This window comes from Asticcacaulis solisilvae, from assembly GCF_052327315.1.
Classification (GTDB): domain Bacteria; phylum Pseudomonadota; class Alphaproteobacteria; order Caulobacterales; family Caulobacteraceae; genus Asticcacaulis; species Asticcacaulis solisilvae_B.
The window spans coordinates 1,030,693-1,044,697 of record NZ_CP166196.1; the positions used below are offsets into that span (position 1 = coordinate 1,030,693).

Sequence of the window (14,005 nt, forward strand, 5' to 3'; positions counted from 1 at the left end):
GAGGACGACATGGCGATATTGAGACGCGTGCAAACCTGGCTGACGTCTATGTTCCGTCGGCCCAAGCCAACGGAAAAGCAGCAGCGCTTCGATTACAGACGAGATTTCAAATACACCCCGGGAAAGCATATCCAGGAGTTCCGGAACGACAGCGCCGAGCCCTTGGGCGTGTGGATCGAGCTATATCCTGATTACTATCTTTTGCAGCCCGGTGACGAGATGACCGTTATCTACGACATGGACCTCAACTGGCCGGGGCTCGGGCTCACGACCGTTGTAACGGCCGGAGGGGAATTGCAAATCTATCTGCAGGAATTCGATTCCGCGATTATCCTGATAAACGGACAACTCGCCGAACCGATGTAACTACGCCTCCCCGGCCGCAAGATCCGCTTGGTCGGGATCGTATTCGATCAGGTCGCCCGGCTGGCATTCGAGGATCAGGCACAGCTTCGACAGGGTGTCGAAGCGCATGCCCTTGACCTTGCCGGTGCGCAGCAAGGACATCTGCGTCTCGCTGATCCCGATCTGCGCCGCCAGGTCGCGGGCGCGGACCTTCTTTTTCGCCAGCATGACGTCCAGCGTTACACGTACGGGCATCAGACGAACTGCTCCAGCTCGGCCTTGACGCCTGCGCCACGGCGCGCCAGCAGGTGAAGCGTCAGGCCGATCAGGCCGATCGTGACATTCTCGATATCGAGATTGAGGTGCAGGCCGGAAAAGCCGTGCAGGTTATCGCCCAGCCACTTGGCGAAGGACGGCGCCAGCACGACGGCGGCGGTCGCGCCCATCATCAGGCACAGGCCGGTGCTTTGCAGCCCGCGCACCATGCTGGGGCCGAAGGCCTCGCCGCGGCCCATGCGCTTGAAGACATTGCCGAGGTCCCACAGGGCGCACAGGTAGAAGCCGGGCGCCAGCACCGACGACAGCCAGAAGGCGAAGACCTTGAGCACATTGGCGCGGGCATCGCCCATCACCCAGGTCATGGCTTTGTACTCCGTGCTGCATTGGGCGATCAGCGCCGCGGTCAGGACGATGACGGCAATTTTCAGGGCAAGGCTGCCGGGGTGTAGCGAAAACGGGCGACCGGACATAGCGGCTCCTTTAATGTTAAAAGCAAATTTCTTTGCGTTAGATGTATAAAACTTTATATAAAACTTAAAGTCAAGCTTGCTTTTCGATTTCGCGGGGACTTGCATTGAGCTTGACAAGTTTTCACTAAGGAATGTAACTTTCCTATATAATATAAATGACCAGGGAGGTCCGGATGCTGTCGAGACGCGGAATGTTCAAGGGGGCAGCGGGCCTTGGTGCAGTGAGATTGGGCGCAGCAGGATTGGGAGCAGCGGGGGCGGTCATGACCGGCCAGGCCTCGCTGGCCGCCACCGCTGACGGGCCGTTCAAGGCCGACTGGGGCTCGCTGGCGTCGCAGTACAAGACGCCCGACTGGTTCCGCGATGCCAAGTTCGGCCTGTGGGCGCACTGGTCGGCGCAATGCGTGCCCGAGGCCGGCGACTGGTATGCCCGCAACATGTACCAGCAGGGCCAGAAGCAGTACGACCATCATCTGAAGACCTACGGCCATCCGGCCGATACCGGCTTCATGGAGATCGACAATCTGTGGAAGGCGGAAGCCTGGAATCCGGACGAACTGCTCGACCTCTATAAGGACGCCGGGGCGAAGTATTTCGTGGCGCTGGCCAACCACCATGACAATTTCGATAATTACGCCTCGAAGTTCCACGACTGGAACGCGACGCGCGTCGGGCCGATGAAGGACCTGATCGGTATCTGGGCCAAGGCGGCGCGGGCGCGTGGCCTGAAGTTCGGCGTGTCGAACCACTCGGCCCATGCCTGGCACTGGTTCCAGCCCGCATACGGCTACGACCCGGAAGGCGCGCGCGCGGGAGAACGCTACGACGCGTGGAAGCTGACCAGGTACGACGGCAAGGGCAAGTGGTGGGAAGGGCTGGACCCGCAGGAACTCTATGCCGGCGCGGTCATGCCGATGCCGGACGGCATCACCTCGATCAAGGACGCCAAGGCGTTTCACGAATCGCACGACATGGCCTGGGACGAAAAGCCGCCGCTTTCCAACCCCGCCTTCGTGCGGCAATGGTACCTGCGCTGCAAGGACCTGATCGATACCTACCAACCGGACCTCGTCTATTTCGACAATAACGAGTTGCCGCTGGGTCAGGCGGGGCTGGATATCGCCGCCCACTATTACAACGCCTCATTGGCCAAAAGCGGTAAGGTCGATGTCGTCATCAACGGCAAGAACCTGACGCCTGAACATCGCGCGGCCATGGTCGAAGATGTGGAACGCGGCCTGCGCTCGGGCATCGAGCCGTTGCCCTGGCAGACCGACACCTGCATCGGCGACTGGCACTACAACCGCGAGCGCTATACCAACAAATCCTATCTCGGCGCCGAGGCCGTCATCCATCGTCTGTGCGACATCGTGTCGAAGAACGGCAACCTGCTGCTCAGCATCCCGGTCCGAGGCGACGGCTCAATCGATTCGGAAGAGCGGAAAATCGTCGAACAGATCGGCACCTGGACGAAGCGCTTCGGCGAGGCGATCTACGGCACGCGGCCGTGGACGCAATCGGGCGAGGGGCCGACCCAGGTCCAGGGCGGCATGTTCGGCGAAAGCAAGCTCAAGCCCTTTACGGCCCAGGACATCCGCTTCACGACCAGGGGCGGGGCCCTCTACGCCACGACTCTGGGCCGTCCCGGCGAAACCGTGACGATTGCGTCGCTGGCCAGGCATCCGGTGCACCGCGTCGAGGTCGTCGGTCACCCTTCGCCGCTGGCCTTCCGCCAGGACGACAAGGGCTTGCACGTCACGGTGCCGGCCGGCGCGCCGCACGATTTCGGCGTGGCGCTGAAGATCACTGGGCGGGGGCTGGTATCGGGCTGAAAAAGCCCTTGCAGGATGGTTATAATCGCGCCTTAATTCGGGAGCATGACGAGTATAATATGCGTTCCGTCGGAGGTTGTGCCATGTTCGCGTCCCGTATCGTCCTGTCGGTTGCCCTGCTGCTGGCCGTGCCGTGTCTTGCCATGGCCCAGGACGAGGTGGTGAGCTCCGCCGCGCGGGCCAAGACCCTGCCGAGCGACGCCGATATCGCCAAGGCAAAGGCGGATGCCGACGCCGCGGCTGCCGCCGCAAAGCCCGCCGTGTCGCAGGACATGATGATCGCCCGCCTGAACCAGGCCGCGCCGGTCAGCGACCGGGCACCCGCGGCCTATGCCGAAGCCGCGCCGCAGCCTGATACCAAACGCCAGATCCACGGCGGGGCCGGTGTTTCCGTCGGCACCGGCGGCTACCGCAGCGGTTATGTCTATTCGCTGATCCCTGTCGGTGAGACGGGCACGCTTGGCATCGCCGTCAGCCAGACCGATTTCGGCAAGAATCGCGTGCCCTATGGCTACGGCTATGGTTATGCCTATCCGGGCTATGGTTATGGCCCCTATGGCTATGCGCGTGGCGGGCGGTCGCAGTCCCTGGCCATTTCGTACAGCCAGGACCAGCTGAGCGAGACCCACGATCCGTCGACCCCCGAAGGCTGCGCCCCGGGCTTCCGTGACGGCGACCGCTATATGGAGCCCCTGTGGGTGACACGCCTGCACGACGACCGGTCGTGCGCGACCTCGGCGGACCGGCCATAAGCGGCTGCGGGTGTCCGACGTCACCCTTCATATCGAACCGCCATCGAGCCCCGACGCCCGCGCCTGCGTGGCGCGGTATGTTCTTGAATTGTCGCGGCGTTTCGACATGGGCTACGACCCGTCCAATGCTGCCCCGACCGATGACGCGCAGTTCACCCCGCCCGACGGCGCCTTCCTTGTGGCGCGTCTCGACGGCCGGGCCGTCGGCTGCGGCGCCCTGAAGCGGCCACTGCCGGACACGGGCGAGATCAAGCGGCTGTGGATCGATCCGGGGACGCGCGGGCTCCGTATCGGGCGCGGGCTTTTGACGGCGCTGGAGGACAGGGCGCGCGGCATGGGTCTGTCCAGGGTGCGCCTCGACAGCAACCTGACCCTGACCGAGGCGCTCGCCCTCTACCGGACATGCGGCTATGCCGAGGTCGCGCGCTTCAACGACGATCCGTATGCGCAGATGTGGTTCGAGAAGGTCCTGCCATGAGCTTTGATATCCGCAGGCTCGGGCCCGGCGATCTTGCCGCCTATCGCGCGGCCATGGTCCTGTTCGGCCGTGTCTTCGACGATCCCGAAAGCTTCGGCGCGGCGCCGCCGTCCGACGACTATGTACGGGCGCTTCTGTCGCGCGATACCTTCATCCTGCTGGTCGCGGAAGAGGCCGAAGCCATGACCGGAGCCCTGGCCGCCTATGTCCTTCCGAAGTTCGAACAGGCGCGCAGCGAAGTCTATATCTACGACCTCGCGGTGGATGCCGATCGTCGCCGCAAGGGCGTCGCCACGGCCCTGATCGAGCGCCTGAAACCCGAGGCGGCGGCGCAGGAAGCCTGGGTGATCTTCGTCCAGGCCGACTACGGTGACGATCCAGCGATCGCCTTATACGAGAAACTTGGCGTGCGCGAGGACGTCATGCATTTCGACATAGCCGTTAAGTATAAAGGGCTGCTTTAACGGTAATGCGCTATTTTGCGCTGCGGCAAACGTTTCGTTTACCAACCTTCTGTAGAGTTGCATCCAGGAGGGCGGTATGGACAAGGCGTATCGATTTAACTTCTATATCGACGCGGATCAGCGTGTGCTGGTCGTGCGGTTGATCGGCGCTATGCCGGCCCATGATTTCCTTACCCGTCTGTTCGAAGCCTACGACACGGTCGTGGAGCCCTGGACCTATAATCGCATCATGGATTTCCGCCGTTTCCGCGGCCTGCTCAGTTCGGCGGACATCGCCGAGATGGGGCGCCGCTGGATGGCGATGGCGCCTTCCGACTGCAAGCGCACGCGCCTGGCCATCGTCGGCAGCGGCCTCGACCACGCCGCCGGCAGTCCCGCGGTATGCCCCAATGTCCCGAACCGCCTGGTCTGCCACTTCAGCGACTATCACCTGGCCCGCGACTGGGCCATTTCGACCGATGAGGCCGCCGAGCCCGGAGACGCCGGCGAATGGGCGGTGATCGGCGCAGATCACGACCTGTCGATCCAGGCCTGACGCGAACATGTCAACAACCATTCATCCGGTGGTTGTTTCTTTCGGTTTCCGATTTATAATCTGACTTAAGCGGCGCCGGGAATCGCCCACCCCGCGCCCGTGCGTATCGCGTTTCCGGTCCGGGCCGGACACTTCCGTTGTTCGCATGGAGATCCAGACATGGATTCCCTTCTTCCCGGCCTTGCCCAGGTGGGCACCATTCGCAATCCGGCGGACGCCGAGAGCCTCTTCCGGGCCCTGATGGCCGGCGTCACGGACTATGCCGTCATCGTCCTCGATCCCGAGGGCGGCGTCACCATGTGGAACGATGGCGCGCGCAAGCTTAAAGGGTATACGGCCGACGAAATCATCGGCCGCAACTTCTCGGTCTTCTATACGCCCGGGGACCAGGCCGAAGGCGTGCCGCGGGAGGTCCTGCGCGTGGCCGCCGCCGAGGGCAAGTTCGAGGAGTAGAGCCTCAGGGTCCGCAAGGACGGCACCATGTTCTGGGCCAGCCAGGTCGTCAGCCCGATCCGCGCCGACGACGGCACGGTCACCGGCTTCGTCAAGGTGACGCGCGACATCACGGGACGCAAGGCGCAGGAGGCGGAGCTTCTCGACTATGTCGACAGGCTCAGGCGCAGCAACCAGGAGCTCGACGACTTCGCCTATATCGCCTCGCACGACCTCAAGGAGCCGATCCGGGGTCTGAGCAACAACGCGAAATTCCTGCAGGAAGACTATGCCGACGTGGTGGACGCTGCCGGCCGCCGTCGGCTCGACCGCATGATCTACCTGTGCGGCCGCATGGAATCGCTGGTCGACGACCTGCTTTATTTCTCGCGCCTCAGCCGTCAGGACCTTGCGGTGCAGGGCGCCGACCTCAACCGCATCGTCCGCGACATCGAGCTGATGATGGAGGTGACCTTGCGCGAACGCAATGCGGTGATCGCCATCCCTGAAGCCTTGCCGACGATTATCTGCGACGTGCCGCGCGTCACCGAGCTGTTCCGCAACCTGATCACCAATGCCGTCAAGTACAACGACAAGCCGGAAAAGCGCATCGAGGTCGGCGTCGCCGGCCAGGAGGACGGGGCGCCGGTCTTCTATGTCCGCGATAACGGCATCGGCATCGAGCCGCGCTTCTTTTCCGACGTCTTCCGTATCTTCAAGCGCCTCAACGAAGAGGACGACGCCGTGAAGGGCACGGGCGTCGGCCTGACCTTCGTCAAGAAGATCGTCGAACGCCACGGCGGCCGCATCTGGCTCGAGTCCGAGCCGGGCGCGGGCACCACCTTCTTCTTCACTTTGAAAGCCCCGGAGGGACATTGAGCATGCAAGCCATCCCTGTACTCCTGATGGTCGAAGACAATGAGGACGACTACGAAGCCACGGTGCGCAGCCTCAAGAAGAGCCATTTCGTCAACCCGGTCCATTGGTGCCGGAGCGGCCGCGACGCGCTCGACTTCCTGGGGCGGACGGGCAAGTACGCCGGTACGGACGTGCCGACGCCCGACCTGATCCTGCTGGATCTCAATATGCCGGGGATCGACGGGCGGCAGGTGCTGGGCGCGGTCAAGGGCGATCCGAAGCTGAAGCACATTCCGGTCATCGTACTGACCACCTCCAGCGACGCCCGCGACGTCGAGACCTGCTACGAGATCGGCGCCAGCACCTATATCCAGAAGCCAGTCAGCTTCGAGGGGCTGACCGAGGCGGTGCGCACCATGAAGGACTACTGGTTCGGGGTGGCGCTTCTGCCCAACCGTGAAAAGGCCGCGGAAAAGAGCGCCTGATGGACGGGCCGGGCGACATTCAGGCCGCGCTCGACGCGCCCATGCTCCTGCTGGTGGATGACAATCCGGACGACCGCGAACGCTATGTGCGGACGCTGAAGAAGATCGCCGACGTGGATTACCGCTACCGCGAGGCGGCCGGCGGTGAGTCGATGATGAAGAGCCTGGCCGAGGCGCGGCCGGACTGCGTGCTGCTCGACTATTCGCTGCCGGGAAAAAACGGCCTGGAATTGCTGCAGGACCTGGTGCAGCAATATCCCTTCCTGCCGGTGATCATGATGACCGGCCAGGGCAACGAAAACATTGCCGTCCAGTCGATCAAGGCCGGGGCGCAGCACTACCTGGTCAAGTCCGAGGTCACGCCCGGCCTGCTGCACGAAACCATCACCGCGGCGATCCGCCACCGGGCGCTGGAGCACGAGCGTGGCCTGCTGATCGAAAAGCTGACGGCCAGCAATACCGAGCTGGAACGCTTCGCCTATGTCGCCTCGCACGACCTGCAGGAGCCGATCCGCATGGTCGCCAGCTTCGGCCAGATCCTCAAGCAGGACTATGCCGACCGGCTGGACGAACAGGGCCGCGAATATCTCGACATCGTGCTGGAAGCCAGCCAGCGCATGCACGGCATGATCGGCGACCTGCTGACCTATTCGCGCGTCGGCAGCCACGCCATCGAAAGCGAGCCCTTCGACGGCAATGCCGTGCTCAAGACCGCGCTCGACAATCTGCGCGAACTGGTGCGCGAACGCGGCGCCGACGTAGAGGCCGACCCCTTGCCCAGGCTCTACGGCAACCCCATCCAGGTGTCGCGCCTGTTGCAGAACCTGGTCGCCAACGCCATCAAGTACCAGGCGCGCGGCAATGTTCCGCGCATCCGTATCCGCATCGCCGATGACGCCGAGCATTGGCGGCTGTCGGTCGTCGACAACGGCCTGGGGATCGAGCCGAAATATCTCGACCAGATCTTCCAGCCTTTCCGCCGGCTGCATGTATGGGAAAGCATCCAGGGCACCGGGCTCGGCCTGTCGATCTGCCGCAAGATCGTGGAAAACCACGGCGGTGAAATCTGGGCCGAGTCGGTGCCGGGAGAGGGCGCCACCTTCCACTTCACCCTCAGCAAGCCTCGCGCAGCCGTGAAGACAGGTGAGTAGACGCGTTAAGCATTTGTTAGTATAGTTTAATTTATGGTTGTTTTTGCGCACAATAACGCGCCAAAAATCGCACAATAAACGACCGTGAAGTGTATTTGGTGGGGGCGACCAGGAACGGAGACCAGCATGGTCAGCCAGGCGCCATTTTCGGATATGTCCAGCACCGGCGCGTCGCGCGATTTCCGGCCCCGGTTGCCGCAGGCCTCATGCCTGCGCCTGGCGCGGGTCCTGTTGGTCGATGACGCCCGCAACGACATCCTTCTGGCCAAGCGCTTCCTGTTCAGCGGGCAGGGCATGGGTTGCGAGCTCCATACCGCCATGTCGGCGCACGAGGCCATGGAGATCATGGTCGCGCAGCTTGAACGCGGCGAACCCATCGACCTTGTCCTTCTCGACATCAACATGCCGGGCGAAAGCGGCTTCCAGCTGCTGGACTTGATCCGCGCCCAGCCCGGGCTCAACCGCGTGCCGGTGGTGATGTGCACCGGTTCGAGCCACGACGTCGACCGCCACCAGGCCATGCACCTCGGCGCCGTCGGCTACGTCGTCAAGCCGCCGTCGCTGGAGAAGCTGCGCGACATTCTCGAAGTTCTGCCGCTGCTCGATATCCAGGAGGATGGGCAGGGCCTGCGTCTGTCGGCCCTTGGCGCGGCCTGATAGCCCGTCAGTATCTTTTGAAAACTAGCTTGTCTTTTGAATTTCAACGACTCGCTCTATAGGTGTGAGCAGAAGGCACGAAAGACCTTCATGCACGGCGGCGCCGGCGAAATCGGCGGCTGGCCGGGTTCTGGAGGAAGTGCCTGTGTCCGTATCCGATCCCAATGCCCCGCTGCGCCGGGGCCGCGTCCTCCTCGCCGAGGACTATGAACCCAACGCCCTGTTTATCGCCGAGGTCCTCGACATGGCCGGCTTCGATGTCGAGGTCGTCACGGACGGCTGCGTCGCCGTCGAACGCGCCGTGGCCGAGACCTTCGCCGCGATCATCATGGATATAGAAATGCCCAGGATGGACGGCATCGCGGCGACGCGCGCCATCCGCAAGCAGGAGGCGGTGCAGGGGCAGCACGCCGTACCGATCCTCGGCATTACCGGCCACACCATGTCGAGCATCCATCACCTGTGCCTGACGGCCGGCATGACCGACATCATGTGCAAGCCCTTCCGGCCGTCATTGCTGGAGGCCCGCCTTGAAGCCGCGATCGGCGAGACGGTCCCGCTGAGTTAGGCCGCCACCGCAGCCCGGATATCGCTTTTTTATTTTTTTGCGCTCATTTCCGGAAGACGGGTATAGTGCCGACAACGGCGGCTGGGGCCGGACGCAAGCGCCGGTATCGAGGAAACAGTGGAAGATGGACGGCCTGCACGGGCGCATGCAGTGACCTTTGCCGATCGCATCGCGGCCTATGGCGGCGAAACGGGACGGCTGATCGCCGACTTCGACTGGAGCCGCACCTCGCTCGGTCCGATTTCCAGCTGGCCGCAAAGCCTCAAAAGCGCCGTGAGCATCGTCCTGCGTTCGGATGTCGCCATGGTCATGCTGTGGAACGAAGACGGCGTGATGTTGTACAACGACGCCTATTCGGTCTTCGCCGGCGGCCGCCATCCGCAGCTTCTGGGGTCCAAGGTCCGCGAAGGCTGGGCCGAGGTCGCCGACTTCAACGACCACGTCATGAAGGTCGGCCTGGCGGGCGGCACGCTGAAATTCAAGGACCAGGAACTGACCTTGTTCCGTAACGGCGCGGGCGAACAGGTCTGGATGGATCTCGACTATTCGCCGCTGCCGGGAGACGACGGCGAACCGGCGGGCGTCCTGGCCATCGTCGTCGAGACGACCCAGCGCGTCCAGGCCGAACAGGCCCTGCGCGAAAGCCAGATGCAGCTCAATCTCGGCCTGTCGGCCGGGCGGATGAGCGTCTGGTCGCGCGACTTCGCCACCGGGATCATCACGCGTTCGGACAATTCGGACGCCATACTGGGCGAAGGCCTTACCTACGACGAATTCCAGACGCGCATCCCGGAGCCCGACAATTCCGCCAACCGCGCCCTGGTCGAGGACGTCGTGTCGGGGCGCGCAGAGCGCTACGACCGCGAATTCCGCTACAATCACCCCGACGGCCGGCTGGTCTGGCTGCACAACCAGGGCTTCGTGGTGCGCGGCGACGACGGAAGCCCCTTGCGCATGCACGGCGTCTGTATCGACGTCACCGACCGCAGGGCCGGCGAAATGGCCCTGCGCGACAGCGAGGCGCAGTTGCGCGCCCTTGCGGAGACCCTGCCGGCCCTGGTCTTCATCACCGATGCCCAGGGGAACAATGTCTACACCAGCGGCCGCTACCAGGACTTTACCGGCCTGCCGTCCGAGGCCCTGCTGGGCGACGGCTGGATGGCCGCCCTCCACCCCGAGGACCGCGAGCGCGCGGCGCGGGTATGGGAGGCGTCCTGGCGGACCGGGGCGCCATACCAGACCGAATACCGCTTCCGGCGAAGCGACGGGACCTTCCGCTGGCATGCCGTGCGGGGCGCGCCCGTTTATGACGGCGCGAAGATCATCCGCTGGGTCGGAGCCTGCACCGACATCCACGCACACAAGCTGGCCGAGGCCGAACTGCACACGGCCAATACGCGTCTGGAATCCGAGGTCGAGCAGCGCACGCGCGAGCGCAACCGCATGTTCGAGCTGTCGAACGACCTGTTCGCCGTGGTCGGCTTCGACGCCATGCTGAAGACGATAAACCCGGCCTGGTCGCGGCTTCTCGGCTACGACGAAGACGAACTGATGGCGCAACCGGTGCTGGACCTTGTCCATCCCGAAGACCTCGACCGCTCGATCGAGACCCTGGCCCTGCTCAGCGCCGGCGGCATCGTGCAGCATTATGAGGAACGCCTGCGCCGGGCCGACGGTTCCTATGCCCGCATCGCCTGGGCGGCTGTGCCGGGCGACGGCGTCGTCTATGCCGTCGGCCGCGACGTGACGCAGGAGCGCGTGCGCGAGGACGCCCTGCGCCAGGCGCAGAAGATGGAGGCGGTCGGCCAGCTGACCGGCGGCATCGCCCACGATTTCAACAACCTGCTTGGCGCGGTGCTGGGCTCGTTCGACCTGATCCGCCGCCGGCCCGACGATGTCGAACGCGTCCGCCGTTTCGCCGAGTCCGGCATGCAGGCGGCCGAGCGCGGCACCCGGCTGACCGGGCAATTGCTGGCCTTTTCGCGCGCCCAGCGCATCGAAAACAAGCTGCTGCACGTGGCGTCGGTCGTCCACGGCATGCGGGACATGCTGGCGCGGGCGCTCGGGCCCATGATCCGGCTTGGCTTCGAGCTCGACACCGGCAGCGTGCCGGTCCTGTCCGATCCGACGCAGCTGGAAATGGCCGTGCTCAACCTGGCGATCAATTCGCGCGACGCCATGCCCGACGGCGGCACGCTGATCATCGCGACCGCCGTGCGCCATATCCGGCACGATCCGGAGCTGAAGCGCGGCGACTACGTCGAGCTGACCGTCACCGATACGGGCGCCGGCATGACGCCGGACGTGGCGGTGCGCGCGCTCGATCCCTTCTTCACCACCAAGGGCGTCGGCAAGGGCACAGGGCTGGGGCTCAGCCAGGTCTACGGCATCGCCCGCCAGGCCGGCGGCACGGTGCGCATCGAAAGCGCGCCGGGCACGGGTACGACGGTGCGCGTCTTCCTGCCCCGGGCCGAAGGCGAAGTGACGGACGGCGACACCACTGCGTCCGATGTGCTCGCCCCCGCTCCGGCCTCGCTCAGCGTCCTGGTGGTCGATGACGATCCGGACCTGCGGCACACCCTGACGGGCGCGCTCGACGTGCTGGGCTTCGAGCCCTGGGAGGCCGCTGACGGCCCGTCGGGACTGGAGGTGCTGAAGACGCGGCGCCCCGACGTGCTGCTGGTCGATTTCGCCATGCCCGGCATGAACGGCGCCGAAGTCGCCCTGGCCGCCCGTGCGCTTTATCCGGATTTGCCGATCCTGTTCGCCAGCGGTTATGCCGACACGGCGGCGATCGAGCGCGTCCTGGGCGAGGATGCGACCGTCCTGCGCAAGCCCTTCCGCATCGACGAATTGCAGGGCGCCTTGACCGGAGTCCTGCGCTCGGCCAGCCGCGAATTATCCTGAGGGTTGAATTTTTATGCAACCGGGTGCACGCTTACACACCGCCTGGGTGAGTCGAGTGTCTGACCGCCGTAAAACAAGGGCGGGAGACAGTGTGCGGAAACCATGCAAGTACCCCAGAACTTACCTCATGACGTCCTGCAGCAGGACGATCGCGTCGAGGTCAGTAAAATTCCGATCCTTTGGACGGTCGTTGTCTTAAGTCCCTTTTGCGCCCTCTTCTGGATGGCCGTCATCTGGGCGGTCATGAAGATGTTCGGCGGCTAAAGCGCTGCCGCGATCTTGCGCAGCATGGCCAGCGTCCGGAAGGTTCCCGGGCTTGCGAACCGTTTTGTGCCGAAGGCGGCCAGAAGCCGCGTCCGGCTGGGCTGTCCCGGGAAGTGGATGAACAGGTCTCCGTCAACCAGCGCCACGCGTTCATCGTCGACATAGGGCTTCAGGTCATCGCTTACGCTGGCTGGATAGGGCTTGCGCATGACGCGGACCGAAACCTGCCTGGGGTCATCGACGTCCGGAAAAGGATTGGCATGGGCGCGTTCGCGAAACGTTTTGGCATCACGCAGGATGACCGGAACGGCCTTGCCGAAGCGCTTTGCAAAGGCCGATTCCAGGTCTGCCTCAATGGCGGCCGCATCGCGCGCGTCCGTGTCAAAGATCAGATTGCCGGAGGACGCGACGGTGCGGACATTGCGGTAGCCCAGGCTTTCGGCCAGCGCCTTGAGATCGGCCATCTTCAACCGCGCGCCCGCCGGCAGGACGATGGAGTAGAGCAGGGCGACCCAGGTCATCTTGCGGCATCCTTATGAGTTACGAACATCTATCGACTGCATTTTGACAGGTAGCGGCGCCTGATTGCGTCACCTGACAAAAGGAGACCGCCATGGTTACGCCCGACGCGCTTACGGCCTGCATCGCCCGGTGCTGGGAATGCCGCAACGAATGCCAGCATACCCTGTTCGACCACTGCCTCAAGATGGGCGGCAAGCATGCCGAGGCGGATCATGTGCGCATCATGACCGACTGCATCGCGATGTGCCAGACCGCGGCCGACTTCATGACGCGGCAGTCGACGCTGCACAGGGCGACGTGCGCGGCCTGCGCCGAGGTCTGCGAAGCCTGCGCGAAATCGTGCGACGCCATCGGTGGCGAGCGCATGAAGGCTTGCGCGGAGGCGTGCCGCCGCTGCGCCGAAAGCTGCCGCGCAATGAGCCGTATGCCGGAGATGGCATCATGAAGCGCGCTGTCCTTTGGATCGCGGCGGCGCTGGCCGCCGGCGCCCTTCCGGCCTTTGCCGCCGACAAGCCGGACGATTTCGTGGCCGCCGCCGCCCAGGCCAACATGACCGAAATCGAATTGTCGAAAGTGGCATTGCAGCGATCGCAGGACGCGCGCGTGCGCGATTTCGCCCAGCACATGATCGACGACCACACCAAGGCCGGCACCCTGCTGGCCATGGTTGCCAGGCAGGAACATATCCCGCTGCCGGACGCGCTCGACGCCGACCACGCCGCCAAGGTGGCCAGCCTGACCGCGATGACCACGGATTTCGACAAGGCCTATGTCCAGACCATGGTCGCCGACCATGCCTCGGCCGTGGCGCTGTTCGGCGACTATGCCAATAATGGCCAGGACATGTACCTTAAGACCTATGCGCACAACGCACTGCCGACCCTGACCGCGCATAAGGCAATGATCGAGGCGCTTCAGGCGAAAATGTGAGGATGACATTATTGTCTGAGTATTGTACCTGTCGCTCCATAACGACATATGGGAGCGGACATGAAGCGGGTTGGTG

General features: G+C 64.0%; 17 protein-coding genes and 1 pseudogene. 15 read left to right on the plus strand and 3 right to left on the minus strand.

The genetic code is table 11. The features are described from left to right. Positions 1–9: 9 nt before the first annotated feature. Positions 10–366, plus strand: coding sequence for a hypothetical protein (locus tag AB8717_RS04850; RefSeq protein ID WP_443749901.1), 357 nt, complete (start codon positions 10–12; stop codon positions 364–366). On the opposite strand, the gene AB8717_RS04855 is transcribed toward AB8717_RS04850, so the two are convergent. Next, on the minus strand, positions 367–600 hold the full coding sequence (locus AB8717_RS04855) for a helix-turn-helix domain-containing protein (RefSeq protein ID WP_443749902.1): 234 nt from the start codon (positions 598–600) through the stop codon (positions 367–369). It lies immediately after the preceding gene. Then, on the minus strand, positions 600–1,094 hold the full coding sequence (locus AB8717_RS04860; RefSeq protein WP_443749903.1) for a hypothetical protein: 495 nt from the start codon (positions 1,092–1,094) through the stop codon (positions 600–602). The genes AB8717_RS04855 and AB8717_RS04860 overlap by 1 nt, the downstream gene beginning before the upstream one ends. 263 nt (positions 1,095–1,357) lie before the next feature. Between AB8717_RS04860 and AB8717_RS04865 the strand changes: the two genes are divergently transcribed. The 12 genes and pseudogenes from AB8717_RS04865 to AB8717_RS04920 all read left to right on the plus strand — a co-directional run bounded on the left by AB8717_RS04865 (position 1,358) and on the right by AB8717_RS04920 (position 12,213). Then, positions 1,358–2,926, plus strand: a complete 1,569-nt coding sequence (locus tag AB8717_RS04865) for an alpha-L-fucosidase (RefSeq protein WP_443749904.1) — start codon at positions 1,358–1,360, stop codon at positions 2,924–2,926. An 83-nt stretch (positions 2,927–3,009) separates the two neighbouring features. Next, positions 3,010–3,678 (plus strand): hypothetical protein, encoded by a 669-nt coding sequence (locus AB8717_RS04870; RefSeq protein WP_443749905.1) that lies wholly within the window; start codon positions 3,010–3,012, stop codon positions 3,676–3,678. A gap of 10 nt (positions 3,679–3,688) precedes the next feature. Further along, positions 3,689–4,156, plus strand: coding sequence for a GNAT family N-acetyltransferase (locus AB8717_RS04875; protein WP_443749906.1), 468 nt, complete (start codon positions 3,689–3,691; stop codon positions 4,154–4,156). Next, a complete protein-coding gene (locus AB8717_RS04880; protein ID WP_443749907.1) occupies positions 4,153–4,620 on the plus strand; it encodes an AAC(3)-I family aminoglycoside N-acetyltransferase in 468 nt (155 codons plus the stop codon). The genes AB8717_RS04875 and AB8717_RS04880 overlap by 4 nt, the downstream gene beginning before the upstream one ends. A gap of 76 nt (positions 4,621–4,696) precedes the next feature. Next, positions 4,697–5,155 (plus strand): hypothetical protein, encoded by a 459-nt coding sequence (locus tag AB8717_RS04885; protein WP_443749908.1) that lies wholly within the window; start codon positions 4,697–4,699, stop codon positions 5,153–5,155. A gap of 240 nt (positions 5,156–5,395) precedes the next feature. Beyond that, positions 5,396–5,926 (plus strand): annotated as a pseudogene (locus tag AB8717_RS04890) (PAS domain S-box protein); the annotation flags it as partial. Positions 5,927–5,941: 15 nt separating this feature from the next. Continuing rightward, entirely contained in the window at positions 5,942–6,466 is a 525-nt protein-coding gene (locus tag AB8717_RS04895; RefSeq protein WP_443750857.1) for a sensor histidine kinase, read from the plus strand. A gap of 2 nt (positions 6,467–6,468) precedes the next feature. Next, positions 6,469–6,930: a response regulator gene (locus tag AB8717_RS04900; RefSeq protein ID WP_443749909.1), complete on the plus strand. Its 462-nt coding sequence runs from the start codon at positions 6,469–6,471 to the stop codon at positions 6,928–6,930. Continuing rightward, the gene (locus AB8717_RS04905) at positions 6,930–8,081 is read left to right on the plus strand and encodes an ATP-binding protein (RefSeq protein ID WP_443749910.1); all 1,152 of its coding nucleotides are present in this window, start codon (positions 6,930–6,932) and stop codon (positions 8,079–8,081) included. Before AB8717_RS04900 ends, AB8717_RS04905 begins: the two co-directional genes overlap by 1 nt. A gap of 126 nt (positions 8,082–8,207) precedes the next feature. Then, positions 8,208–8,738 carry a response regulator gene (locus tag AB8717_RS04910; RefSeq protein WP_443749911.1) on the plus strand — a complete coding sequence of 177 codons (531 nt, stop codon included), beginning with the start codon at positions 8,208–8,210 and terminating at the stop codon, positions 8,736–8,738. Between the two features lie 145 nt (positions 8,739–8,883). After that, on the plus strand, positions 8,884–9,306 hold the full coding sequence (locus tag AB8717_RS04915) for a response regulator (protein WP_443749912.1): 423 nt from the start codon (positions 8,884–8,886) through the stop codon (positions 9,304–9,306). 150 nt (positions 9,307–9,456) lie between these two features. Further along, positions 9,457–12,213: a PAS domain S-box protein gene (locus AB8717_RS04920; RefSeq protein WP_443749913.1), complete on the plus strand. Its 2,757-nt coding sequence runs from the start codon at positions 9,457–9,459 to the stop codon at positions 12,211–12,213. A gap of 260 nt (positions 12,214–12,473) precedes the next feature. Here AB8717_RS04920 and AB8717_RS04925 read toward each other — a convergent pair whose 3' ends face one another. Next, the gene (locus tag AB8717_RS04925; RefSeq protein WP_443749914.1) at positions 12,474–12,998 is read right to left on the minus strand and encodes a DUF1697 domain-containing protein; all 525 of its coding nucleotides are present in this window, start codon (positions 12,996–12,998) and stop codon (positions 12,474–12,476) included. Positions 12,999–13,090: 92 nt separating this feature from the next. On the opposite strand from AB8717_RS04925, the gene AB8717_RS04930 reads away from it, so the two are divergent. Together AB8717_RS04930 and AB8717_RS04935 are read left to right on the plus strand one after the other, a co-directional pair. Further along, positions 13,091–13,444 carry a four-helix bundle copper-binding protein gene (locus tag AB8717_RS04930; protein WP_443749915.1) on the plus strand — a complete coding sequence of 118 codons (354 nt, stop codon included), beginning with the start codon at positions 13,091–13,093 and terminating at the stop codon, positions 13,442–13,444. Then, positions 13,441–13,929 carry a DUF4142 domain-containing protein gene (locus AB8717_RS04935; RefSeq protein WP_443749916.1) on the plus strand — a complete coding sequence of 163 codons (489 nt, stop codon included), beginning with the start codon at positions 13,441–13,443 and terminating at the stop codon, positions 13,927–13,929. The genes AB8717_RS04930 and AB8717_RS04935 overlap by 4 nt, the downstream gene beginning before the upstream one ends. The last annotated feature ends 76 nt before the right edge of the window (positions 13,930–14,005 follow it).

Coding starts and splice junctions, on each gene's coding strand:
- AB8717_RS04850 (WP_443749901.1), top strand. CDS start 10: ATGGCGATATTGAGACGCGTGCAAACCTGGCTGACGTCTATGTTCCGT.
- AB8717_RS04855 (WP_443749902.1), bottom strand. CDS start 600: ATGCCCGTACGTGTAACGCTGGACGTCATGCTGGCGAAAAAGAAGGTC.
- AB8717_RS04860 (WP_443749903.1), bottom strand. CDS start 1,094: ATGTCCGGTCGCCCGTTTTCGCTACACCCCGGCAGCCTTGCCCTGAAA.
- AB8717_RS04865 (WP_443749904.1), top strand. CDS start 1,358: ATGACCGGCCAGGCCTCGCTGGCCGCCACCGCTGACGGGCCGTTCAAG.
- AB8717_RS04870 (WP_443749905.1), top strand. CDS start 3,010: ATGTTCGCGTCCCGTATCGTCCTGTCGGTTGCCCTGCTGCTGGCCGTG.
- AB8717_RS04880 (WP_443749907.1), top strand. CDS start 4,153: ATGAGCTTTGATATCCGCAGGCTCGGGCCCGGCGATCTTGCCGCCTAT.
- AB8717_RS04885 (WP_443749908.1), top strand. CDS start 4,697: ATGGACAAGGCGTATCGATTTAACTTCTATATCGACGCGGATCAGCGT.
- AB8717_RS04895 (WP_443750857.1), top strand. CDS start 5,942: ATGGAATCGCTGGTCGACGACCTGCTTTATTTCTCGCGCCTCAGCCGT.
- AB8717_RS04900 (WP_443749909.1), top strand. CDS start 6,469: ATGCAAGCCATCCCTGTACTCCTGATGGTCGAAGACAATGAGGACGAC.
- AB8717_RS04905 (WP_443749910.1), top strand. CDS start 6,930: ATGGACGGGCCGGGCGACATTCAGGCCGCGCTCGACGCGCCCATGCTC.
- AB8717_RS04910 (WP_443749911.1), top strand. CDS start 8,208: ATGGTCAGCCAGGCGCCATTTTCGGATATGTCCAGCACCGGCGCGTCG.
- AB8717_RS04925 (WP_443749914.1), bottom strand. CDS start 12,998: ATGACCTGGGTCGCCCTGCTCTACTCCATCGTCCTGCCGGCGGGCGCG.
- AB8717_RS04930 (WP_443749915.1), top strand. CDS start 13,091: ATGGTTACGCCCGACGCGCTTACGGCCTGCATCGCCCGGTGCTGGGAA.
- AB8717_RS04935 (WP_443749916.1), top strand. CDS start 13,441: ATGAAGCGCGCTGTCCTTTGGATCGCGGCGGCGCTGGCCGCCGGCGCC.